A 23,939-nucleotide genomic window follows, 5' to 3' on the forward strand; every position below is an offset into this window, starting at 1 on the left:
CTCTTTCTTTTTGTCAAAACTGGGATACACCATTTCCATAGTCAATATGAAAGGCGGTGTTGGCAAGACTACCACCACCGTCAACCTTGCTACCTGTCTTGCCAAAGATTATGGCATGCGAGTATTAATCGTAGATCTCGATACCCAGATTAATGCTACCCTAAGCCTGATGCCTCCAGTCCAATTTGCTAAACTCAAGAAGGAAGACCGAACCTTAAAAAAAATAATTAATCAAGTCATTCAGTCACCCACTCAGGCATATATTCCCATTGAACAAGCGATTCAGCGCAATATTTGTCGAGTCGATGGACTAGATTTATTGCCAGGGGATATCGAAACCTACAATGATTTTCTATTGGCTGCATTGCTGTTTTCTCAGTCAAAGGATAATCCCCAAGAGTTTGAAAACAACTGGAATCAGCTAGAGAATTATTTAATTAAGCGTGCCCTTGAGCCAGTTCAACAAACCTACGATTTTATTCTATTGGATTTCCCTCCAAGTGAGAATATTATCACTCGTAGTGGAATTATTGCTAGTGATTTTTATATCATTCCTGCCAAACCTGAACCCTTATCAGTGGTTGGGATTGGCATCCTGGAAGAAGGTCAGATCAAAAAGCTCGTACAAAGCGATCGCTCTGGGATAACCCTGATTGGGATTCTGTTTTTCTCCCTTGGTCACGCCACCAATATGGCTACACAAGTCAAGAACCGATTGACCGATAATTTTGGGAAAGACAAAATTTTTAGTATAGAAATTCCCAGGAATGTTGCAGTTGCCAAAGCCGTGGATGAGTTTCGACCTGTGGTCGTCAATGAACCCCAAGCACCAGGAGCCAAAGCCTTTACTCAATTCACGGCAGAATTTATCCAAAAATTATCAAGTATTATAACAAATAAATCTAAGAACTAGTTGAGCAGAAGGGTGGAATCGGGAATCGGGAATCGGGAATCGGGAATCGGGAATCGGGAATCGGGAATCGGGAATCGGGAATCGGGAATAAGAGTGTGGGGAGTGTGGGAAGTGTGGGAGGTGTGGGGAGTGCGTAGGGTGCGTTAGGGGCGGGCTTGAAATGATTTTCCGCCTGTTCGCACCTTGTTGGGACAGCCCGCCCCGTAACGCACCACCGGGTCAAACGACATTTTTGCTCATTTTTGAGGAAATTGGGAATTTAGGAGCAAGGCCAAAATCATGATTAAATCTTGGATGGTAATTGGACTGGTAACCCTGCTAGTAGCATTTGGTGGTAACTTAATCACCACACCCGAAGGAGTCAGATGGTTCTATCGCCTACGTCGTCCGCAATGGCTCACCTTCGAGAGAGCAATTCCCCTGATCTGGATAACTATCTTTATTTGCGGTGCTTGGTCAGCGTATATAGTTTGGGAAAATGACCCAGGTAGCCGAAGCACCTGGTTGCTGATGGGTTTATATCTACTACTAGAAATCATCACCATCGCTTATACACCCGTGATGTTCCTATTTCGTAGCCTCACAGTTGGCACCATTATTGGTGGCACAGGTGCCTTATTAAGTCTTATCCTGGCTTTACTGATTTATCCCGTATCCCTGGTGGCGTTTTTGTTACTACTTCCCTACATAATTTGGAGTCCGATTGGTACCTACACCACCTGGGAAATGAGGCGACTTAATCCAGGAGCAGCCTAATTTTTGGCGTTGCTTAATAATGGAATGATTTTAAGCGTTTTTAGGTGCGCTTGACCTAGGCACATCAGGCGTGGAACTGGCATCTTGCCAGTTTCAATATATTTTCGGGCGGGCAGGATGCCCACTCTACTCCTATTCATCGCTTGATTCACCAACGCCTAATTTTTTTTACCAGAAATTAGTAATCATCTGTGCCATAAACAGTTTTCCCATCAGGCATAACCGCAAATTGTAAATCAGCACCTTTTAGATTAGTACCCTTCAATACCGCATCTTGCAAATTGGCGTAACGCAAATTAGCTTTATAAAGGTTGGCACTAGTTAGATTAGCCTCCCTCAAAATTGCACCATAAATACTAGCATGACTCAAGTCAGCATGCTCCATATTGGCACCAGTCAAGTCAGCTTCTCGAAGCTCAGTACGATTAAGAATAGCAGCACTTAAATCAGCATTAGCCAATCGGATATTGAGCAGATTAGCATCACTGAGATCAGCACCTTTCAAGTTAGTATCTTTAAAATCAGCGCCATCTAAGTCAGCAGAGGTTAACTTCGCATTTTCCAAACGAGCACCAATCACTTTAGCATCTTTGAGTTTAGCCTTCTCTAGGTTACTATCGGATAAGTTAGCTTGGCTAAAGTCAGCTCTGCTAAAGTCAACTCCACTTAAGTCAACTCCACTCAAATCAAAACCCATGATATCACACTCTACACAGGTCTTAGTTTTTAAGATTAATTCAAGCTTTTTTGTCTTGGCTTGTTGATGTTGAATGGTCTTACTGGAGTTATCATTAGTTTTTAGGGATATGCTGACCGGTTGCGCAGATGATAGATGAAGAGCAATTGCTATAGTTACCCCTAAGATAGCAGCAATGATTAAAGATAGCTTAATGTTCATAAACAAAAGCTTGCCCAGATTGACCCGAGAGTAGAAGCTCTACTGAGATAGATATAATATATTATTAGCCATACCGGAAAAAAAGTTTAAAGTTTTGTGTATAACAATAGCAGCTGTTTGCTGTAGTAAGAGGAGAGGCTTTGCCATAAGGGAGCGATAATAGAGCTAGTTTCCCGTTTGGTTGTTATCCCCCCTATGCTCCCTGGGTAGACTATAGGGTGTAGCCTAGAAAAAAAATAGTTACTTAAAAAATTTCTTTAATTATAGCATGACATGGCACGAGAGCGTAAAAATTGTAATCAGGCTATGCTGCTAAAAGCTGCCATTATAGATTACAGCGTGGCCAACTAGATGGCAGTTAGATTAAATCTTAAAAGTTACCCACCAAAGCGCGGAATTTAAGGATTAAGGAAGTTCCATTATGTTAGTTTGTCCCCAGTGTCAGTTCGAGAACCCAAATACCAACAAGTTTTGTCAACGATGTGGAACTTCCCTAACCGATAAAACTTGTCATGAATGCGCTAGCCAAGTGCCCCTAAATGCTGAAACTTGTCACAACTGCGGTGCGTTCACAGGAACGGTTTGGAGGGCAATTATTTCTAAGCAGCAAAATTCGGCAACCTCCCCGCAGTATTCTCCTCAAACCCCAGTTGAGGTGTCAGAGTCCTCAACTGATCAGGCTACGGCAGTAGCGGTGTCGCAACCAGAGTCTGACCAGACCGAGAGGGAACTAACCCAGCCAGCATCATTCCTAGAAACAAGACAAGAGTGGCTAACGGAATCGGATACTATACTAACAGAGCCAGGGGATGATGGCACCTTGTCCCAAGCATCAACAGTCAACGCTGATGAAGCATCGATAAACAACAGAGGTGGCTGTGATCAAGTGGAACTAGAATCTGGAGAGGAGCCATTACTAGAGATTAGCCCAATACAGAAGAAACCTCAATCTACTGAAGCTTCCACCTGGTCAATTCTTAATCTCGAAAACCCAACTTCAGAAACAGCAACAATTGTCTATCTAGACCAAGGTAAGCGTTACAGAGTACTAGAACCTGAGAAACTCTCTCAGATAGGGGAAAGTAAGACAACAGACCATAGTATCTTTGTCACAGTTTTGGACTGCCAACCGTTACAAAAGTCTCCCCTAGAAACCCTGATTAATCAAACAAAATTGTCTCCAGAGAAATTCGATATATCGACAACCCAAGAGCAGCCAAAACCTTCCTCGAAAGAAAACGTAGACGTTTGGAAAGTCCTAGATATCCCACAGAGTGCTAAACCCTATTTGGCTCTCAAGGACTTATGTTATCCTAGTGTGCCAGAAATTCATGATGTTTGGCAGCAAAATGGTAAGGCGATAATCCTGCTAGAAAACCGTTCAGAATGGCAGTTACTGAGTAAGTTGTGGGGGTCAGAAGAGTTTTCTAAACTGCAAATCCTATACTGGCTCGATGAAATGGCAAAGCTTTGGCAAGCTCTAGAGCCTTGGCATTGTCGTCAGAGTCTGTTGGAACTGACGAATCTCCGGGTGGATGAAGACCAAGCACTAGGTTTGGAGCGTCTATATCCGGATATGGAGGAAAATCCGCTAACCTTAGAGGATTTGGGACAACTGTGGCAACGATTATTTAACGAGTCCCAGCGAACCCAATTTACCTCCTTGTCAACGGTTGTCCGGCAGTTGTGTACTAAGGAAATTGAAACCATTGAGGAATTGCGATCGCATCTGCAAGGGATTGCTGACGAACAAGAATCTGACCCATACGAATCCGGTATGGAATTAACTGAGGCTGTACTCTCAGAAATGGCAACGGCAGACACTGAACCTCCTGATAGCCAGGAATTATTGTCTGATCTACCAGGAAAAGAGCAACAAGGGGATGACATGCCAACGGTACTGTTGCCAATGAGCTTGCAGAGTCTCGATGATCTCGGTAGTACAGATATTGGTCATCAAAGAGATCATAATGAGGATTGTTTTGGCATCGAGACCCAACTCAAAAAGCAGGAAAATCCCATTGGTCGAACTATACAAGCTCGTGGTTTATATATTCTCTGCGATGGCATGGGAGGGCATGCGGCTGGGGAAGTAGCCAGTTCTATGGCAGTAGAGGTACTCCAGAATTACTTTAAACAAAATTGGCAAGACGAGTTTCCCACAGAAGATAGTCTCAGGAAATCGGTATATGTAACAAATCAAGCGATTTTCGATATCAACCAACAAAATGCTCGCTCTGGCAGCGGTCGCATGGGTACGACTCTAGTCATGATGTTGATTCAAAATACCAAGGTAGGGATTGTCCATGTCGGAGATAGTCGGGTCTATCGTCTAACTCGCAAACGGGGCTTAGAGCAAATCACTATAGACCACGAGGTGGGTCAACGAGAAATCCAGCACGGAGTAGATCCAGAGCTGGCTTACTCTCGCCCTGATGCCTATCAACTAACTCAAGCCCTTGGACCGCGCAGTGAGCAATTCCTAAATCCGGATGTGCAATTCATAGATATCGCAGAAGATACTATATTCTTACTTTGTTCTGATGGTTTGTCAGATAATGACCTGTTGGAAAATCACTGGCAAACTCACTTAGCGCCTTTACTAAGTTCCCGAGCTAGCCTCGATCAGGGTCTGGCTAACTTGATTGAGCTGGCAAATGAGCATAATGGTCACGACAACATTACACTAATCCTAGTTCGGGTGAAGGTGCGACCAAACTTGGCTCAACCAAAATTACATTAGGTGATTAGTTGTATGTGATTAGTCATTAGTTGTATGTGATTAGTCATTAGGTGATTAGTTGTATGTGATTAGTAGCTGCCAGTAGATTCTGGTTAGTCACTTTGGACAAAGGATAAAACCGACAAAGGATAAAACCGACAAAGGATAAAACCGACAAAGGATAAAACCCACAAAGGACTTTGGACAAAGGACAACTGACTATGGTCACACTGACCCTATTAGATCCGTTAAGCCCCACTCCAGTGCAGCAGTGGAGCTTTCAGAGCAAATCTACGATTCGCATTGGTCGTGCTCCTGATAATGATGTGATTGTCGATGACCCGATCGTGTCACGACATCACCTGGAACTCAGGGCTAGTGCTTCCCCATCGGGTCCGATGTGGCAGTTGGTCAATCAGGGTGCCAATGGCACCTTCCTCAATGGTGTCTTGGTTTCCCAGGGGGTGCTGCCGGAAAAGGCTCTGATTCAGCTAGCCCAGAAAGGTCCGAGGCTGGAATTCCAAGTTCAAACCCAGCAACTACCTTCCCTAGCACCCAAGCCCTTGACTGAGACTACTAAGCCATGCCAACACCAAGGCAATGCACCAGGCAATTTGTTCTGTATTCACTGTGGTCAACCCTTGGTGCCAGTCGAGGGAGTCATTCGCAACTACCATGTTTTGCGGACATTGGGACAGGGGGGAATGGGAACCACTTATCTTGCCTGGGACAAAGTTAACAGCAAGGATGGATACCCACTCCTACTAGTACTGAAGGAAATGAATGCTGACATGGCTCAAATTTCCAAGGCTCAAGAACTGTTTGAACGAGAGGCTCGCACCCTGAAAACCCTGAATCATCCCGGAATTCCGCAGTATTACGACTTTTTTGTGGAAGGGGGGAAAAAATACTTAGCAATGGCTCTGATCCACGGTGAAGATTTAGAAAAACGTGTCTTGAGCACTGGACCAGTCACCTTGCCCCAGGCAGTAGAGTGGATGATTCAGACTTGCGATATCTTAGACTACATCCACGACCGCCAGCCGCCTCTAATCCACCGAGACGTTAAGCCCGCGAATTTGATGGTGCGCCATCGAGATAACCGAATTGTGATGTTGGATTTCGGTGCTGTTAAAGAAATTGGCACAATACCAGGCACACGGATTGGTGCCGAGGGATATAGTGCTCCTGAACAAGACCGAGGTCAGCCTTGCACTCAATCGGATCTTTACGCCATTGGCCCAACTCTAATATTTCTGCTCACCGGGGAAGCTCCTCTAAAGTATTATCAAAGGCGTAGTTCAGGATATCGGTTTGATGTATCAGGCGTTCCCACTGTTACTCCCCAATTAAGGCAAGTAATTGAGCGGGTTTGCCAACCAAGAGCTTGCGATCGCTACCAAACGGCAAAAGAGCTGATCCAGGCTTTGGTTGCTTGTATTTAGGAGTCGGCGTCTTAGAATATGAGCAGAAATTTCACGGCCAGAATTTGGCGATCCCTAGTGATTAGGATAAGGGGGGGCAAGGGAATCAAGAAAGGATATACTAACCTACCCGCGCTGTATCCTCATCCATAGCCAAGCTCCACCGATTGAAGCGTGGACACCAAACGGGAGCGAAACAAGTCAGATCAAGTCCGGTTAATTACTTCTAAAAATGGTTGATCCCCGTTGATCGCCTTTTGTCAATTGTCAATTTTCTATTGTTAATAGCAAATTGTTAATAGCAAATTGACCACTGACAAGTTTTAATTGTCAATTTTCTGTCAATTTTCATTCTTACGAACAACAGAGATCGATAAGTACTTAACCTGACACTGGATCAGATCATTCTTCGTCCCAGGCTTCCACAGCTAGTAAGTCACTGATCGGGTCTTGCATGGTAAACCCGAATTCAGTCAGTTCCTGTTTCCAGTGGGACCATTTGTCCCCATAGAGCAGGGCAATTTTCCAAAGGCTGTCACTGGGTTTAATAATATTGGATTCCGCCAGTGAACGCACATGGCGTTGCAACTTCACCATGGGGTGAGTAACTGTTTGAGTCATACTCTAAAATCTCTAAATCAATTCTGTTGTTGGATTGGCTTTTGCTAATACCTGAACTACAATGCTTCCCCTTTGCGTTAATGCGCCGATCTGTAGAGTTTTGTACGGCAAGGAAGCCCCTCTATACTCTTTTAGCGCAATCGGATGCATTTAAGCAAGCCCGATTTGGGTAAATGTACGGGAATCCCTACTTTAACGCTAACCATGGACACGTAGTCAGGTTATGATAGTAGATAGAGCCCAAGCAAGTTAGAGGCAATTACAGCAGTTTTTCCATGACCCAACCACCACACCTTGTTCCCTATGGTTCCTGGAAATCCCCTATTACCGCTGACATGATTGTTCAAAGCAGCGTTAGGTTGGGCAGCATTGCCCTTGATGAAAAGGATGTTTACTGGATTGAAGGGCGACCTGCGGAAGCTGGACGCAATGTAATCGTGCGACGCACCCCTGATGGCAAAACTGTTGATCTGACTCCCGAGCGCTTCAATGCTCGTACTCGGGTTAACGAGTATGGTGGTGGTGCTTTTGCGGTTAAGGATGGCACAATTTACTTCTCTAATTTTGCTGACCAACGTCTGTACCAACAAACCCCAAGCTCAAAACCCCAACCCCTAACCCCCATAGCTAACTGGCGCTATGGTGATGGGGTAATTGACCAGCAACGGGGACGTATAATCTGTGTGGGAGAAAACCACACGGTGGATGGGGAACCAGTCAATACCTTGGTTAGCATCAGCCAAGAAAACGGTGAAGATATTCAAGTGCTAGCCTCTGGCTGTGACTTTTACTCCTCGCCGCGCCTAAGTCCGGATTCCTCTAAACTCGCTTGGCTAACCTGGAATCATCCCCATATGCCCTGGGATGGTACTCAACTATGGGTAGCTCCAATCTTAACCGATGGTTCTATAGGTGTTGCAGAGCCTATTGCTGGTGGGGGGGATGAGTCGGTATTTCAGCCAGAGTGGTCACCAGATGGTGTCCTTTACTTTGTTTGCGATCGCACTAATTGGTGGAATCTCTACCGCTGGCAACCAAGCCAAGGGGCAATCGAACCCCTGTGTGAAATGGAAGCCGAGTTTGGACTACCCCAGTGGGTCTTTGGTATGTCTACTTATGGCTTCGATGGTGCCAATCGAATCATATGTACCTATACTCAGGAAGGAAACTGGCATTTAGCTAGTATTGACCTAAAAACGAAGCAGCGGTCGGTGATTGCTACACCATACACCAGTATTTCCGACCTAAAGGTAGCTGATAATCAAGCGGTTTTTATCGCTGGTTCTGTAACAGAAGCAAGCGCTATTGTTCAGTTGGACTTGACAAATGGACAAATAAATGTACTGAGGAGTAAGCGTGAGTTAGCTATCGATACTGGCTATCTATCGCAGCCTGAAGCGATCGCATTTCCCACAACTAATGGACTGACCGCCTATGGTTTCTTCTACCCACCACAAAACAAAGACTACACTGCACCAACCTCCGAAAAACCACCCCTAATTGTCAAAAGCCACGGTGGACCTACGGCAGCGACTTCCAGTACCTTTAACCTAAAAATTCAATACTGGACCTCTCGTGGTTTTGCCATCCTAGATGTCAACTATGGAGGCAGTACTGGCTATGGGCGGGACTATCGTCAACGCCTTAAAAACAACTGGGGAATTGTGGATGTTGATGACTGCACCAATGGAGCAAAGTACCTAGCTGAGCAAGGACTAGTTGATGGTGAGCGACTGGCCATTGCAGGGGGAAGTGCTGGGGGGTATACAACTCTAGCTGCTCTGACATTCCGAGATGTGTTTAAAGCTGGCGCTAGCTACTACGGTGTAAGTGATTTGGAGGTACTAGCCAAGGATACCCACAAATTTGAATCCCGGTATCTAGATGGCTTGATCGGTCCTTATCCAGAACGTAAAGATTTATATCAACAGCGATCGCCTATTCATTTCACAGACCAACTTTCGTGTCCTGTAATTTTCTTCCAGGGGCTAGAAGACAAGGTAGTCCCCCCTAACCAAGCAGAAATGATGGTGGCAGCTTTGAAGGCTAAGGGGTTACCTGTAGCCTATGTTACCTATGAAGGGGAGCAACACGGTTTTCGTAAAGCAGAAACGATTAAACGGACTCTGGAAGGGGAGTTGTATTTTTACTCCCGGGTATTTGGATTTGAGCTAGCAGAGGCGATAGAACCTGTAAATATTTATAATTATTAGTTATTAGTTGAGTTATTAGTCATTAGTCATTGGTTAATTGCCTTGATCAATTAAGTTAGTCTGTAGACATGGAGCAACACCTGCGAAGTAAGCCAATGTCAGTATTTGTCTATTGGTTTCGATATTATTGTTCACCATAAACTCATCAACAATGACTAGGCAGGAAAGACAATCAATAACCAGTGAGTTACAAACTCAGGCAATCATTCTCGGTGGATGGGTCGCTCTGATGTGGATTGTAGAGCTGGTGGATATATTCATTTTTGGAAGGAAACTTGATCTATATGGCATCATTCCCCGCAACCCAATTGGGCTGCGGGGTATTTTATTTGCCCCTTTTCTCCACGGTGGTTTTTCTCATCTAATTTCCAACACTATACCTTTTCTTGTCCTAGGCTGGTTTGTAATGTTGCAAGAAACTAGCGACTTTTTCGTAGTTACCAGCATCACCATGGTGGTTGGTGGTCTTGGGGTTTGGCTGTTGGGCGCTCCCAATTCAGTTCACATTGGGGCAAGTGTGCTGATCTTTGGCTACCTAGGTTTTCTGCTATTTAGAGGCTTCTTTGAACGAAACCTACCCTCAATTTTTATATCAATTCTAGTCGGCTTTCTCTATGGTGGTTTAGTTTGGGGTGTCTTACCCTCACAGCCCCATGTATCTTGGCAAGGACATTTATTTGGTTTTATCGGCGGTATCCTAGCCGCACGTCTACTGGCAAAGCGTAAACTCTCTTCGTAGTGCTAAGTTGTGAGTGCTCAGTGGGAAAGTGAAACCAGACCATACAGGAAATGGCTCAAAAACAGAAATTCCCTCATCTTGTGGGTTCAAAATGGACAGCTAAACAGAAAACTTGGGGCTGGCGGCATTTCCAAGTGGTCAATCGTAAAAACCAAGGAAAGTGGGTGTTTGCTGAAATGGTAGCTTCTTGTGACCCGAATGTCCGTTTTTGGCTGAATGCTAAACAGCTTAAAGATCCTGGCTTGTGGCAAGCAGGCTGGAAATCTTTAGCCGAAATCGAAAGCGAAGAGTAACCAATCCCCGTTGATATACTATCAACGGGGATTTTGAATCAAAATCTCCTAAAAATCTGTCCCATCTGGCGATATCCCTATCTCCCCATCAATCTACAAGATTGATGGGTATTCAACCGGACTTGATATAAGACGGAACTTTCATGCCCATGCATAAATCCCACAAGCTTCCAGTTTCCCCTGACCAACCCCCTACTCGGTCAAGCAGAAATCCTTGGTGCAGATGATTAAGGGTATTGGCTTTAAGCTAATAGTAATAGGTTTTAGGTATTTTGTATCGTTAGTGATGGGGGTAAAGATGTTTGTCACACAACGGTTCCGGTTGACAGCAGCATCTGATTGATAACATAAATGGCACGCTCCTTGAATTCAAGGCAAGCTAGTAATTGTTTATGGTTAAGTGTTTATTGTTTATTTGAGTTTTATGGTCATGGATGGAATCAATAAAGCAGAAATGCGGGAAAGACTGGGAAATCTTGAGAAGATACGTGATATAATAGTAGGCTCTAAGCTGCGAGAGTATGATACTCGCTTCACGAAGATAGAGTCTGACTTATCTATGTGGCAGCAGGAAATACGCGATCGCGTTGAGCAGATCAAAACGACTCTCTCAAAAGAAATGGCTGCTGCTGTAGATTCCCTGGAAAAAAAAATAAGTACTCTTAGTTTAACTGCAGCCGAAGAGAGGAATGAGATTCAGGAGCGGGTTGAGCTGCTCAACAAAAAGTTTTCTAAGAGTATTGAGGTGCTCGACGAGACAGTCTACAAGCAGTCAACCTCCCTAAAGAAGGAACTTTCAGAAACTAAAGAACAGCATCAGCAAGATGTGATCAATCTCAGAAAGCAGATCTTGGCCGAGCTGGAAACTAAATTTGCACAGCTCAAAGATGCCAAAGCCTCGAAAGCAGATCTCGGAGACATGTTGTTAGAGTTGGGTTTGAGGCTCAAAGGGACTGAATTGGTTCCAGCACTCAAAGAAGCTAGTGATGGGTGGTCTGGGTTACCACAGACCAAAGGTCATAATGGTACGGTCATGGAGAAAACTGCTACTAATGATGACGAGCATCTCCAGTTAATCAAGCAAACTCAGACTTTGGAATAGACTTGGCACAGTCCGGCAATGTCAGTAACAAAAATTAACTTGATTTTCTCGCTAAGATTAGTTTTAAATCAAGGTGCGTTCGCGTAGCGGCTCTTTGCTGAGCATCGCTGATTTTTCCAAAAGGTTAAATAGTAACGGATAGCCACCAGTGGCATTTTCAAACCAAAATCCGGCTGATGCCTCTCAGCCGGAAAATTCTAGATCAGAGTCAATTGAGGTCAATTCGAGTACAGAAGACGAGTTGAAGGATTTACTTAATTTACTCGTTGACCTCAAGATTATTGATCACAGGGATAAACCTAGCCAACATCCTAACTCTAAGCAGCAAGGGATGACCTCTGATCAGGGAGACACTATTAAACAATCCGATTCATCCGGTGACCTTGAGGTTCCGGCTATTGAACCTCAAACTGACCGTGGGAGTAGCAGCCTCCCGTCTAGGGTTCAGGAGAAAGAACCATTAGCTCAAGAAAGGGATCAACCCCAATCCTTCGGTGTCAAAGTTTTTCCCGATCAGAACCCATCACCACAGCTTCCTACACCAAAGGAGCATCTGCCGCAAATGCCTCAAAATTCCGAAGATCCAGTATTAGCTGAGAAGTTAGTCCAATCCGAAACCACAAAAACCAACCAAGACCTGCAATCAAAGTCTGATCACGACACCTCCCAGGAATTAGACACCTTGGCTGAGATTTTACAAGAACTGGTGATATCTCCAGAAATGGCAGAGTTTCGTGACCAGATAGAAAGGCTAGCCCAGAGACAAGGCAGGCTTGAGCATCGGATTTATCAACCTCAAGAATTGATTAATCTATTGCTACCAGTGATGGCTAAGCTCCTGGATCTCACAGTAGCTCAGTTCAGTACCTCGGTTACCGATTCCCTGACTCCCATCATTGATGAAGTCATTGACCACAGAACTCAACAGGATAAAGTGTGTGTGGGAGAAGCGATCGCTCCGGCAGTTCCAATAGCTATTTCCTCCCGGATCATGGAGTGTCCAGAGGAAGTTGGGTTTGCGATCGCACCAGAAATGGCAGCAGCGATCCGGCAACAGATTATAATTGAGCGAGACGCCATGGTAAATGCTCTGTATCCGGTCATTGGCAGTACCATTTCCACATACTTAGCAGAAGAAATCCGAGCTATCAATGAGAAACTGGAAAATGCCCTCAGCGTTGAAGCAATTAAGCGCAAGATTCGCGCTAAGGTGCAGGGAGTTTCTGAAGCGGAATTGCTGTTTCGGGAGGTGATGCTGTTTCGGGCGCGAGCGATCTTTTTGATTCATAAAGACTCTGGTTTAGTGATTGCTGAGGTACAACCCTCTGACAGCCAGCACCTAGAGTCAGATATGGTAGCAGGGATGCTCACCGCTATCCGTAGCTTTGTCAATGACTGTATCGCTCAGTCTGGGGATGTGGCAGAAATCGATGCTATTGACTATGGTACATCCAAGATCATCCTGGAAGTAGAGGGATACTGCTACCTGGCGGTGTTAGTTCAAGGGGAACCCACCCACCAGTTCATTAATCAGTTGCGGGAAAGCCTAGAAACTATTATTACCCATTATGGTAAACCGATCAAGTCTTTTGATGGATATCATACAACTATCCCGGTGGGAGTCAAGGGAATTTTACAAAATTTATTAGATCAATCCCTTAGTCAAGGGCGTCGTGATACTCAGGAAAATCGGAAAAAAGGCAAGAAACCGCCAGCCTTATTGGTGGTTGGCTTGGGGCTTCTGGGTTTAATCGCTGTATTTGGGGGAATTTATCAGCATAGGGCTAAAATAAACCGTCGCATTGAGCAAAAAACTCAACTTGCCCTCGCCTATTATGCCCCAGAAGTGTCTGATTATGGTTTAACAGTTAAAGCCAATCGCCAGAGACTAAAGCTAGCTGGACAGCTACCGAATCAGGCTCTGCGCTCAAACGTCGAGCAAATTGCCAAAGCTGCGGCCCCTAACTTAGCGTTGGATAATCGAATTGAGGTGATCGAACTCCCTTATACTGATGAGTTAACCAAAGCTCAAGTCCAACGGGTGAGAAACACCTTGAATCAAATGGATGGAGTGGTAATTGTAGCATCTTATACAGAAGGCAGGGTGACCGTAAAAGGAGCGATACTCTATGCTAAAGATTTCCCTAAGATTACCGAAGCCTTTGAGAACATTCCTGGTGTCAAGTCGGTCGAGAACAATTTACAACTCCACGGATCAGACCTTACCAGCCGGATCTACTTTGATCTTGGTTCAGCCCAGTTGAAACCAGAGGATATAGGCACTAAAATCCGATCAATTAAGGAATTTCTGGAGCGGTATCCTCAAAAGCACCTGAGGATAATCGGCTACGCCGATCCTAGGGGTCAACTTACCGAAAATCAGGGATTGGCACAACAACGAGCCCAAATGGTAAAAGATGTGCTTGTTCAGCAAGGCATTGATCCCAAGCGGCTGCAAGTGCGTGGGGTTGGCAAACGCCCCCCAGATGTTGATGCTAGTCAACCGCTGTGGTTAAATCGATGTGTCGTATTTGATCCGTTTACCAAGAAATCCAGTTGAAAGCCCCTTTGGTTTAGCTAGGAGATCACAACAAGTTATGGACTTTAGTCCCTTGTATATTAAATGTGTATTAAATCTCAAATCAGGAGGTGATCCAACTACTGCAATAGATCACTAACACTAAAACCATAGTGCTGTCTGGGAACATACGGTCGGTGAGCAATTAGGTGTTCAAGTCCGCTGAAGAAATCATATCGTAAACTTGTTCAGATGTGGAGCCACGCCCATCTCTTAACAACTGTTTACAATCCCCGAGAGTTCAAACCAGTTGTCAGCAACCAGTAACAATGTCCACTATTGATCGAAAAATTTGCCTAGTTGGAGACTTTGGTGTAGGCAAAACTAGCCTAATCCGCCGATTTGTGGAGGGTGTGTTTAGTGACCAATATCTTTCAACAGTCGGAGTGAAAATTTCCCGCAAAATCATAAAATTTAAGGATGAAACCCGATCACAACTGCTGGATATAAAATTGATGATTTGGGATTTAGAAGGTCATACTAAATTTAAGGGAATTTCACCAACTTATTTAAAAGGAGCTCAGGGTGCAATTATTGTTGCTGATGTAACTCGCATGGAAACCATTGAGCACATTGTTCATCATATCGATCTGTTTTTATCCATCAATCCCAAAGGGTTGATTATTACTGCCTTAAATAAATCCGACTTAGTTGATCAAGCAAAACTGGAGGAATTGACACAGATGTTACAGAAAAAAACTGCCCAGCAAGACCAAGTCATAGCAAGTTATTATACCTCAGCGAAAACCGGGTTATACGTCGATGATATATTTTACCAATTAGGTGGCGGAACGCTTCAACAGGATTCAGGAGCCTGGGAGTAGCAAACCCCACGGATAAATCCGGGGGCTTGTGAATCATTACCTGACCAGCCTAAGTCCCGTCAGGGACTACGTTATCAGCAAGAGTTAAAGTTCCTACCTTGAAATGCGACGCTAGTTTCAAGCTCTAGAACCGGATTGTTAAACATCTTTATCAGGTTAAGGAAGTGCAATCTGGGAAGTACCGACTGATAACATTGGCGCAGCGAACTTTACCCTAGCAATAGGAGAATACTCACATTATGCGAGTTTTTGTACTTGATAAAAACAAAAAACCTTTAGATCCATGCAAGCCTGCTAGAGCTAGAATCTTGCTCAAACAAGGAAGGGCTAAGGTCTTTAGGAGATACCCGTTCACAATCATCATGCGCGATTTGGAGGAATTGGAATGTGTGACACATAATCATCAGATCAAACTTGACCCTGGTTCTCAAACGACAGGTTTAGCAATTGTTCAAGAAAAGGTGGTTGTTTGGGGTGCCGAACTAACCCACAGAGGTCTTCAAATTCGAGATGGTTTAACCTCACGTAGACAGTTGAGACGTTCTCGTAGAAACCGCAAAACTCGTTATCGACAGCCACGGTTTCTTAACCGTAAACGTCCTGATGGCTGGTTAGCTCCCAGTCTAATGTCGAGAGTCTATAATATTATCACATGGGTAAAAAAACTTACTCGATTTTGTCCGATAACTGGCATTTCTCAGGAATTAGTTAGGTTCGATACTCAGAAGATGGAAAACCCTGAGATTTCTGGCACAGAGTATCAGCAGGGCACACTCTACGGATATGAAGTTAGAGAATATCTACTTTCCAAATGGAATCGTAAATGTGCTTACTGTGGTGTGACTGATACTCCACTAGAGGTCGAACACATCAAACCTAAATCAAAGGGCGGTTCTGACCGAGTAAGTAACCTAGCAATTGCTTGTAGGAAGTGCAATCAAACCAAAGGTAATCAGGAAATCGAACAGTTTTTATCTGGTAAACCTGATGTTATAAAGCGTATTCTTTCTCAAGCCAAACGACCTTTAGTCGATGGGGCAGCCGTCAACTCAACTAGATGGAAGTTGTATAACGAATTAAAAGCCTTGGGTTTGCCGATTGAAACAGGGTCAGGTGGATTAACTAAGTACAATCGATGTCGGCAGAACCTTCCAAAAACACACTGGTTAGATGCCGCCAATGTTGGAAAAGTCGATACTTTGTACATCGAAGTTTATCAGCCATTGTTGATTTCAGCTAAAGGACATGGTACTCGTCAGATGTGCAGAACGAACAAGTTTGGCTTTCCCACTCGTTATGTACCAAGGTTGAAGTTTGTCAAAGGGTTTCAGACTGGAGATATTGCCAAAGCCGTTGTAACCAAAGGTAAGAAAGTGGGAACATACACAGGTAGAATAGCTACTCGAAAAACCGGTTCATTCAATATCTCCACTAAACACGGACTGGTACAAGGAATCAGTCACCAATATTGCAGCATTGTACATAGGAAAGACGGATATGCTTATAGCTTCTAGTTCAAAAGAAGTACTGTCTAGCTGCTGTTTGTGTAAGGGGAGAAACTCCTCCCCACGCATAAATGACAGGGGTATCCGTTTCTCCCCTTACCAACCCCCATTTTTGATGATTAGTTATATATATAGTGATATATAGCGTTTATCATAGTAATGAGGTACACAAGATTTTTTCCCTGTTGCCTGTTGCCTGTTGCCTATTCCCTAAAATCCAAAATCTACCTCACCTATTTTAGAAATGCTATATATCTTTAATATATATAGCACAGTAGCTGGTCTACCTATGCTGAGTCAACTACTGAGTCAACAGGTCACAGAATCCCACGCACTGTGTCAAGTCTCCGGGAGCAAGCCCTGGGAAAAAATCTAACATCCAAAATCCAACATCCAACATTCAAAATCGAATGACGCCCCTCTATTGTAGTAAAGGACATGAGAATCCCAATGGCAATAAGTTTTGCCGGGTTTGTGGCGAGATGCTGCCGTCCCTAGCCAAAACCTTTGACACTGGGAAGATTCTGGGTGGTCGCTACCGCATCCTCCGGGAGTTGGGACACGGAGGCTTTGGACGCACCTATTTAGCTCAAGACCTTAACCGCTTTAATGAACTGTGTGTGCTAAAAGAATTTGCCCCCCAAGTTCAAGGTAACCACGCCTTACAAAAAGCAGAAGAATTATTTGAGCGGGAAGCGGGAGTTCTTTATCGATTGCAACACCCTCAAATCCCTCAATTTCGTGAGTTGTTTCAGGTACAACAACAGGACAAAGGCACCCTATTGTTGGTTCAGGACTATGTGGAGGGGCAAACCTACCGCGCTCTACTGGAGGCTCGCCGACCTCAGGGACTCCGGTTTAGTGAAGCAGAAGTGACTCAACTGCTGATCCAAATCCTGCCAGTGTTGGAATATATCCATTTTATGAGGGTGATTCATCGGGATATCTCTCCCGATAATCTGATTTTGCGCAGTACCGATGGTTTACCAGTGCTGATTGACTTTGGCGGTGTCAAGGAGGTAGCAGCGAATGTGGCATCGAAGTTCCTAGGGTCAAAGGTGGCTGGTCAAAATAAGCCGATCATAACTCGGTTGGGTAAAGTTGGCTATGCTCCCCCAGAGCAGATGCAAGGAGGAAGTGTTTTTCCCCACAGTGACCTCTATGCTCTAGGGGCAACTATATTAGTATTAGTGACTGGTCAGGAACCCCAGCAGATAATTGACCCCAATACCCTGACCTGGAACTGGCGGCGAGAGATCAGCCTTAGCTCAACCCTAGGTCGTATCCTCGATAAAATGCTTCAACCTAGACCAGGGGAACGGTACCAAAATGCCAAAGAAGTGCTGCGAGACCTCACCACTCACCTTCAATTTGCCAGTGACCCGCAATCAGCTCCATCACCCCCTCAGACTAAACCGACCTTAGCAGTTGCCCCTGGTTCAAAGCCAGTAGCGGTTAACCAGCCAGCAACCCCAGCTACCAGAACACCATTAAGCACTTTTACAAACAATACCGTTTTAGACTGGCTTGGCAAGGTGGTTTTGGTATCTGTCTTAGCTGCTGCTGTATTTGGTTTTACCTTCTGGGCAACCAATTGGTGGTTCAAATTCAGAGGATCTCAGCCGGAACCCTCTCCAAAGGAATCACCCATCGATCAACCGGACATAAAGCCACCCTCGTGGTTTCCCAGCAACGAGGCAAAGCGCAAGGAATTGCTAGATCAGCGTCGTGCCAATTTGGAGATTGACGAGAAGTTCTACGTTCAGTTAGTCAATGAGGCCTTTTGGAACAACTACCCCAATCAAGAAAAACGACAGCTAGGCACTGGATCAAAGGATGCTCCGTTAAGAGAAGAGTGGGATAAGCTGGCATTTGAGCTATTGACCCGGATTGAGTTGCTCAATTTGAGTCGGACGGCACGGGGAAGGTTGGGAAGCTATGGGACAGCAGATCTGACTAGCTGGAAGCAGCAAGTGAATCAGTTGCGTCTTTCTAGCCGTGCAGCTTATGATATTGCAGATTCTAAATTCTTTCATAAGTTTCCCGATCAGCGCGGTGAGAAGTTTATCGATAAGTCTATTGGTCAGGTGTGGCAAGGGATTGTTGGGGATACCATCGAAGCGTTGAAATCGGGCAAAGCCCTACAGCGCATCGAGTTTGCCCCTGGCGCAGTGATTCAGCAAGTCAGTGGTACCCTTGAGCCAGGAGACGGGAAAGCGTTTACGGCTAAACTTTCTGGTGGTCAAGTCATGGAAGTGAGACTGGCTACCGATGTGAATGCCTTGTTTTCAGTTTATGGTCCGAGCCGTAAGACCACCCTATTAGAAGACTCAAACGAACGCTACTGGATCGGGGATCTGCCAGCATCTGGTTTCTATGAGTTTGTGGTAGTTTCTCAAGCCTCTGAACCGATTAATTATCGACTTAACTTGAGGGTTGAAGATTAGTGATTGGTAATTTATAGCAGTTCTCAATTGGGTGAGCTATAGCGGTTTTTAGTCTAATGAGGTACACAGGATTTTTACCATCTTAGCTCTTAGCTCTTACCTCTTCTGACTTCGGAGCAGGGAGTAGCGATAAATCCGTAGTGTCAAACTTGAAGGTGCGGAATGTGGGTTCTATAGCGCTACGCACAAGGCAAGAGGCAAGAGGCATGCATGCAAAGGTGCGCTTTCCGCATCTAATTATTAAATTCGCCACGGGTCGCACCTAAAAGTTCACTAAAACAGCTTTTGCTGCTTGTATCAATGTCAAACACCTTAATGCGTAGTGCTATAACAACCGTTTAGAATTCCCCGGCGGGGGAGAGTTAAATTATTGAGTTAGTGATCGGATCTACTGTAGACAGTAATGGTTCAACTTGGATCGGATCTACTGTAGACAGTAATGGTTCAACTTGGATCGGATCTACTGTAGACAGTAATGGTTCAACGTTAGAACCCAGACTTAGTTCCATCTGTTCACGGTACATACGGGCAAGAGCACCAGTGAAGCCAGCGTTGTAGTCAAGAGCGACTTCATTAATGGCATAGTTAGTTCGAACATCGACATAGGCATTATCGTCTGGTTCAGAGGGACCACCCACCAGTGCACCATAGAGAATGTTGAGGTTGTCCGTCGGTGATTCGATGTCATTGGTGGTGGAACCATGGGCTCCACGATGGTGGGGATTCTTGGGAGAATTGTGGCCAAAACCGACGACATAACTGCGATTGTTGGGATTATCCCCAAGAATGTAGTCAATTTGATCAGCGGCGAAATCGGAGTAACGACCATTACCATCATTAACGGTATCGCTATAAATACCAGCAAGGAAAGCTGTATTGGCAGCATATCGTAGGGAACCCCAGTCATCTAACCAAGCTAGTCCGCCCTCAGTATATTCGATACCTTCACCACTATCGTCACTCCAGTAGTCTAGCCAGCGTTCTACTTCGATACGGTACTTTTCCTGGTCAGTTTCTTGAGCAAGGAGGATGCCAGTACCATGGACTTTTTGATCCCAGGATTGAGTCTGAGTCGGATCAATACCTAGATAGTAACTTTCGGCTTTATCCAAGTAGGTCTGGTCACCGGTTGCTTTGTACAGCCAAGTTGCAGACCAGGCTAGTTCGTCTTCGTAGCCACTCCAAGAATTGTAGAAAATAGCAGCATCGGGGATAGAGTCAGAGTAGTTACCCTGATAGGTCTCGGCAAAGTCAAATAGGGCTTTGGCGTTCGTCAGTAGTTGATTAGCGTAGCTGTTGTTTGTGGATTGGAAGGCAATTGAGGCAGCAGCTAAGGCAGCAGCGGATTCACCAGCTAGGTCAGAACCGGGATTTAAAGGATCAATTTTGAAGGCTGGTCGCACCATGGTCATGGTTTCCGGCGGTGCCCAGACGCTGTGGTCGATTTCACCGGATCCAACCTGTCCCCAAAACTCTTCGGTTTGACCGTTACTGTCTGTGATGTGGGATTTGAGTATGTAATCTGTACCCCACTTAATGGCATCCAACGCCTCATCCCATTGACCCATTTGCTGGTAGGAATCTTGATATTCGATTGCCCCCCAAGCAAGCATAGTCATGGCAGCAGCCATGGGGAAGCCGAACTTGACGTGGTCCCCAGCATCGTAATAACCGCCAGTGAGGTCAACTCCTACATCAGCACCATCGTTGAGGGCAGAATCCCCGCGCCATGGGATGCGATTGTCCTCAGGAAGTTTACCGGAGCGCTGAGCTTCATAAAATAAGAAGGACTTTTCGACAGCGTCAGCATAGTTGAACTGTGGTGAAACATTGGTGTTGATGATACTGGGTACAGTCTCACCATTTCCATTGGATGAGTCGAGTTGAACAGGAGTAGATTCATTCATTAGTCATTAAAAATTAGTAATATTTGATAACAAAGCTAGTCAAATTACCCCTGTTTAATACTGGGAAAACGAAACCGTTCAAATTACAATTTTTTCTTGTTTATGAAGATAAAAAAAACCAAACAAGTTAAATTACCCCTGTTTAATACAGGGACAATGAACTAGCCTCTAATTCCCCGTCAATAAAGGATATAATAGGGCATCATCTTTGATTTACAAAAGCACTTTAAGTTTTAGTAAAACTACTCTCAATGGTTACACCGAAATAGTTTTGTTTTGTAACGATAGCTAATATTAGTTTACAACTGTCAGGATATTTCTTTTAAAGAAAGCTATAAGTTATTGTTAATTTTGGGTAAAGAATTAAAATCCCTAACACACTGTATCTTGAACTAATCAGTTTTAAATTGGGTGAGGTACAAAATTTTGGGATTTTAGGGAACAGGGAACAGCGGATCACCGGAACAGGGAGTAGTGATGCAGCGCTATACTTTATTAACTCTTGCCTCTTGCCTCTTGCCCTACTCTTAAAGAACAGCGGATCACCGGAACAGCGGATCACCGGAACAGCGGATCTGGGACTTCGGGGCTGGAAGGTAGCGCCGTCTTGAGGAGCCAGTTGCTCATCTAACTTCCCGCGCCCCCCACACTCCCCCTTTTAGGTGTATGATTTTAAGATTTATGCAGAAGATAGAGAAAATGAGGGAGAATTTCAACCCATAGGTAAAGGCATTTGTTGAATGACAGATGCCAGAATACGTAAAAAACCTCGCCCTTTACAACTTAAAGAATATGGTTGTTGAGAGTGGGTCGAAAATTGCAACGGATCGGCGTCGAGGCCATCGTCGTCAGTTTTAACCGATAAACTACTAGCAGATAAACTAGTGTCAGTTAATCCTCCGACGCCAACCAACCAAATAGTCGCCACAGCAATAGCGTTACCATTGTATGCAGGCACGTTTGGGGTCAGTCATTTTGGTGTGATGCAAACCCTATCCACCACGCTTAATGTCGTAGAACTTGCATTCAATCCAGCTACGCATACTATACCAGTAGATTTGAGTCTGTTGTGGACGTCATACCGTTAACAAAAACCCATGGGTCAGCATAACCGTGATCCGGTGCGAGCATTGAGAGTGCCATCGACACAGTTGCTTCTCAAACATCTGACTCGACCACTCCAATGCTGACCAACCGAGCGTGATTAGCCCAGACAGAGGTAATTTCGATGGGGGTTGGTCAGCCAAAACCTGGGATGGTTGGTAATATCGAAGAGCATTAATCCGCATGGCTAGGATGCCAGCCATTAGCCACAATCCCTTGATAAAACCATTTAGCATACAACCGATTGTCTGTGGTGACTATCACAAACCCTACATCCGGGTACCCCTGTTTGACCTGATTTAACAGCTGATGCCAGTAAGGTTGCCAACTCCCTGTCAGCCATGCAAAGCGCGAGTGGTTTGAATTTACCGTAAGACAGTTGAGCCTTAATCAATAAGTTTTACCCCTTTTCTGCATAGCCGACCAACCATAAAGGCTCAACTGTCTTACGGTTTGGTCTCCGGGGGAAACCCCCTGTTCCCTTGCTGCATCGCTTTTTCGGTTGCACCCACAATTTTCGCTCGCTACAGGTATTCCACAGCCACGGTAGACCACACTAATTACCAAGACGCTCAATACGCTTACCCAATGTGGATGCATCTGCAGCCAGCACCAGGCTTTTTTGATCGGATGACCACCAACTTAATATCCACAACAATAAGAAGGCTTTGCTTTCACTGACTTCTATTTCCTGTCGCTTTCTGCCATATTTGTGACTTTTTTCCTTGTACCATTGCCTTAACTGCTCTCTGACATTGTTTTGAGATCGATGTTGGATTTCTGCTAAAAATACGTCTAATGTTGATAATCCACAACGAAAGAGTGATGGCAATACCAAAACGACCCATTGCTAATCCCACTGCCTGAGATTTGCTCAGATGAGGCATCTTCCTCATCACAACTGAGAACCATTCTTGATACCCTTTCGGAATCTGTGTGATCATCGATGACAGTCCAATGGTGTACTAAGGTTTTTAGTTCTTTTTTCCTCTTTTGTTAAAATCATACACCTGAAAGGCGCCCCCGCCCCGCGCCCCCGCCCCACACTTCCCACACTTCCCATCTTTTTTACAAATATGAGATGCACCCCCTTAATTGGCGTAATCATCAACAGCATTAAGAGCTGATTCGTAAACTCGCTGTAATCCTTGTAAGATAAGGCTTGCGCTAAAATAGAACATTTGAACTATTTAATAACCAAAAGACAATCATAGCAAGGCTTTCAGACTTCTTAAGATTTACTTTACGAATCAGCTCTCAGCTAGCCGCTGGGGATTTTTTTTGTTGAATTTTGTCTCAACTAATCTATCACTCGTTATCAATGGGTAAGCATTTCTAATTTCTTCCGGATCTAGAGAGAGCAATGAAGGATTAAGAAATAGTAGATGCACCCTGACTGATCCCTCAGCTAGCCGCTGGGGATTTTTTTTGTTGAATTTTGTCTCAACTAATCTATCAGTTCTAATTTCTTCCGGATCTAGAGAGAGCAATGAAGGATTAAGAAATAGTAGATGCACCCTGACTCATCCCTCAGCTACCCGCTGGGGATTTTTTTTGTTGAATTTTGTCTCAACTAATCTATCAGTTCTAATTTCTTCCGGATCTAGAGAGAGCAATGAAGGATTAAGAAATAGTAGATGCACCCTGACTGATCCCTCAGCTAGCCGCTGGGGATTTTTTTTGTTCAATTTTGTCTCAACTAATCTATCAGTTCTAATTTCTTCCGGATCGAGAGAGAGCAATCAAGGAATAAGAAATAGTAGATGCACCCTGACTAATCCCTCAGCTAGCCGCTGGGGATTTTTTTTGTTGAATTTTGTCTCAAGCAATCTATCAGTTCTATTTGGCTTATCCATTTCTAATTTATTCCGGATCGAGACAGAGCAATGAAGG

The 23,939-nt window shown here is 44.6% G+C and carries 21 protein-coding genes; 14 read left to right on the plus strand and 7 right to left on the minus strand.

Annotation, left to right across the window (positions count from 1 at the left end):
• Nucleotides 1-10 precede the first annotated feature (10 nt).
• Nucleotides 11-913 carry a ParA family protein gene (locus F6K49_RS01120; RefSeq protein WP_366514110.1) on the plus strand — a complete coding sequence of 301 codons (903 nt, stop codon included), beginning with the start codon at nucleotides 11-13 and terminating at the stop codon, nucleotides 911-913.
• Here the strand turns inward: F6K49_RS01120 and F6K49_RS01125 are convergent.
• Nucleotides 903-1,136, minus strand: a complete 234-nt coding sequence (locus F6K49_RS01125) for a hypothetical protein (RefSeq protein WP_293093501.1) — start codon at nucleotides 1,134-1,136, stop codon at nucleotides 903-905. The genes F6K49_RS01120 and F6K49_RS01125 overlap by 11 nt on opposite strands.
• Nucleotides 1,137-1,192: 56 nt before the next feature.
• On the opposite strand from F6K49_RS01125, the gene F6K49_RS01130 reads away from it, so the two are divergent.
• Nucleotides 1,193-1,669 carry a TspO/MBR family protein gene (locus F6K49_RS01130; protein ID WP_293093504.1) on the plus strand — a complete coding sequence of 159 codons (477 nt, stop codon included), beginning with the start codon at nucleotides 1,193-1,195 and terminating at the stop codon, nucleotides 1,667-1,669.
• 178 nt (nucleotides 1,670-1,847) lie between these two features.
• On the opposite strand, the gene F6K49_RS01135 is transcribed toward F6K49_RS01130, so the two are convergent.
• Nucleotides 1,848-2,567 carry a pentapeptide repeat-containing protein gene (locus F6K49_RS01135; protein ID WP_293093507.1) on the minus strand — a complete coding sequence of 240 codons (720 nt, stop codon included), beginning with the start codon at nucleotides 2,565-2,567 and terminating at the stop codon, nucleotides 1,848-1,850.
• A 421-nt stretch (nucleotides 2,568-2,988) separates the two neighbouring features.
• On the opposite strand from F6K49_RS01135, the gene F6K49_RS01140 reads away from it, so the two are divergent.
• Both F6K49_RS01140 and F6K49_RS01145 read left to right on the plus strand, forming a co-directional pair.
• A complete protein-coding gene (locus tag F6K49_RS01140; protein WP_293024219.1) occupies nucleotides 2,989-5,310 on the plus strand; it encodes a serine/threonine phosphatase in 2,322 nt (773 codons plus the stop codon).
• Between the two features lie 200 nt (nucleotides 5,311-5,510).
• The gene (locus tag F6K49_RS01145) at nucleotides 5,511-6,734 is read left to right on the plus strand and encodes a protein kinase (protein WP_293024221.1); all 1,224 of its coding nucleotides are present in this window, start codon (nucleotides 5,511-5,513) and stop codon (nucleotides 6,732-6,734) included.
• 381 nt (nucleotides 6,735-7,115) lie between these two features.
• On the opposite strand, the gene F6K49_RS01150 is transcribed toward F6K49_RS01145, so the two are convergent.
• Entirely contained in the window at nucleotides 7,116-7,334 is a 219-nt protein-coding gene (locus F6K49_RS01150; protein ID WP_071103068.1) for a DUF4327 family protein, read from the minus strand.
• Between the two features lie 275 nt (nucleotides 7,335-7,609).
• On the opposite strand from F6K49_RS01150, the gene F6K49_RS01155 reads away from it, so the two are divergent.
• The 8 genes from F6K49_RS01155 to F6K49_RS01190 all read left to right on the plus strand — a co-directional run bounded on the left by F6K49_RS01155 (nucleotide 7,610) and on the right by F6K49_RS01190 (nucleotide 19,035).
• Nucleotides 7,610-9,547, plus strand: coding sequence for a S9 family peptidase (locus F6K49_RS01155; RefSeq protein ID WP_293093510.1), 1,938 nt, complete (start codon nucleotides 7,610-7,612; stop codon nucleotides 9,545-9,547).
• 151 nt (nucleotides 9,548-9,698) lie between these two features.
• Nucleotides 9,699-10,286: a rhomboid family intramembrane serine protease gene (locus F6K49_RS01160; RefSeq protein WP_293093513.1), complete on the plus strand. Its 588-nt coding sequence runs from the start codon at nucleotides 9,699-9,701 to the stop codon at nucleotides 10,284-10,286.
• Nucleotides 10,287-10,336: 50 nt separating this feature from the next.
• Complete coding sequence (locus F6K49_RS01165; protein WP_008181697.1) at nucleotides 10,337-10,579, plus strand: TIGR02450 family Trp-rich protein; 243 nt, start codon at nucleotides 10,337-10,339, stop codon at nucleotides 10,577-10,579.
• Between the two features lie 430 nt (nucleotides 10,580-11,009).
• Complete coding sequence (locus F6K49_RS01170) at nucleotides 11,010-11,681, plus strand: hypothetical protein (protein ID WP_293068036.1); 672 nt, start codon at nucleotides 11,010-11,012, stop codon at nucleotides 11,679-11,681.
• 148 nt (nucleotides 11,682-11,829) lie between these two features.
• Nucleotides 11,830-14,241: an OmpA family protein gene (locus F6K49_RS01175; protein WP_293024234.1), complete on the plus strand. Its 2,412-nt coding sequence runs from the start codon at nucleotides 11,830-11,832 to the stop codon at nucleotides 14,239-14,241.
• Nucleotides 14,242-14,528: 287 nt separating this feature from the next.
• Nucleotides 14,529-15,083, plus strand: coding sequence for a Rab family GTPase (locus tag F6K49_RS01180; protein ID WP_293093518.1), 555 nt, complete (start codon nucleotides 14,529-14,531; stop codon nucleotides 15,081-15,083).
• 239 nt (nucleotides 15,084-15,322) lie between these two features.
• The gene (gene iscB, locus F6K49_RS01185) at nucleotides 15,323-16,597 is read left to right on the plus strand and encodes an RNA-guided endonuclease IscB (RefSeq protein ID WP_293026621.1); all 1,275 of its coding nucleotides are present in this window, start codon (nucleotides 15,323-15,325) and stop codon (nucleotides 16,595-16,597) included.
• A gap of 401 nt (nucleotides 16,598-16,998) precedes the next feature.
• The gene (locus F6K49_RS01190; RefSeq protein ID WP_293093521.1) at nucleotides 16,999-19,035 is read left to right on the plus strand and encodes a serine/threonine-protein kinase; all 2,037 of its coding nucleotides are present in this window, start codon (nucleotides 16,999-17,001) and stop codon (nucleotides 19,033-19,035) included.
• 82 nt (nucleotides 19,036-19,117) lie between these two features.
• Here F6K49_RS01190 and F6K49_RS01195 read toward each other — a convergent pair whose 3' ends face one another.
• Together F6K49_RS01195 and F6K49_RS01200 are read right to left on the minus strand one after the other, a co-directional pair.
• Nucleotides 19,118-19,243: a hypothetical protein gene (locus F6K49_RS01195; protein ID WP_293093524.1), complete on the minus strand. Its 126-nt coding sequence runs from the start codon at nucleotides 19,241-19,243 to the stop codon at nucleotides 19,118-19,120.
• A gap of 154 nt (nucleotides 19,244-19,397) precedes the next feature.
• A complete protein-coding gene (locus tag F6K49_RS01200; protein WP_293093527.1) occupies nucleotides 19,398-20,942 on the minus strand; it encodes a glycoside hydrolase family 9 protein in 1,545 nt (514 codons plus the stop codon).
• A gap of 407 nt (nucleotides 20,943-21,349) precedes the next feature.
• Between F6K49_RS01200 and F6K49_RS01205 the strand changes: the two genes are divergently transcribed.
• Nucleotides 21,350-21,553: a hypothetical protein gene (locus F6K49_RS01205; protein WP_293068025.1), complete on the plus strand. Its 204-nt coding sequence runs from the start codon at nucleotides 21,350-21,352 to the stop codon at nucleotides 21,551-21,553.
• A gap of 273 nt (nucleotides 21,554-21,826) precedes the next feature.
• Entirely contained in the window at nucleotides 21,827-22,030 is a 204-nt protein-coding gene (locus F6K49_RS01210; protein ID WP_293026631.1) for a hypothetical protein, read from the plus strand.
• On the opposite strand, the gene F6K49_RS01215 is transcribed toward F6K49_RS01210, so the two are convergent.
• Both F6K49_RS01215 and F6K49_RS01220 read right to left on the minus strand, forming a co-directional pair.
• On the minus strand, nucleotides 22,019-22,282 hold the full coding sequence (locus F6K49_RS01215; protein WP_293093533.1) for a hypothetical protein: 264 nt from the start codon (nucleotides 22,280-22,282) through the stop codon (nucleotides 22,019-22,021). The genes F6K49_RS01210 and F6K49_RS01215 overlap by 12 nt on opposite strands.
• 320 nt (nucleotides 22,283-22,602) lie before the next feature.
• Entirely contained in the window at nucleotides 22,603-22,878 is a 276-nt protein-coding gene (locus F6K49_RS01220; RefSeq protein ID WP_293093536.1) for a hypothetical protein, read from the minus strand.
• Nucleotides 22,879-23,939 lie beyond the last annotated feature (1,061 nt).

The organism is Moorena sp. SIO3I6 (assembly GCF_010672095.1).